The organism is Gluconobacter sp. P1D12_c (genome assembly GCF_018812105.1).
GTDB lineage: Bacteria > Pseudomonadota > Alphaproteobacteria > Acetobacterales > Acetobacteraceae > Gluconobacter > Gluconobacter oxydans_A.
Map to the genome: position 1 here is coordinate 1 of NZ_JACSIQ010000891.1, position 355 is coordinate 355.

General features: G+C 60.1%; 1 pseudogene. It reads right to left on the minus strand.

The features are described from left to right. Positions 1-355, minus strand: a pseudogene (locus KP705_RS19665) (Tn3 family transposase); the annotation flags it as partial.

The following is a 355-nucleotide window of genomic DNA, read 5'->3' on the forward strand; positions in this document are numbered from 1 at the left end:
TGATACAGCAGCCCATCCTGATACAGCAGCCCATCCAGAACATAGGGTGCTTCACCGGCCGTCGCCGCAATCCCCCGGGTCGAAAACGGATCATACTGATCGGAGATGTGGGTCTAGAAACTGACGCCCGGTTCACTGCCATTGCGCGCATTGATATCGCTGATCGCAGCGCCTCTGCCACCTGCATGAAACAATTGMCCATCACTTGAGGACGATGTGCCGTCTCCCCAGAGTGMCGCCAGGGGCAGCCCACGATGGGCTGCAACCATACGGCCAAGGGCTTCGGCGTATCCGGCCTCGCTGATATGCCAGTCATGCAGATGCGCCAACTGGCGCAGGGTGGCACCCTGACAGG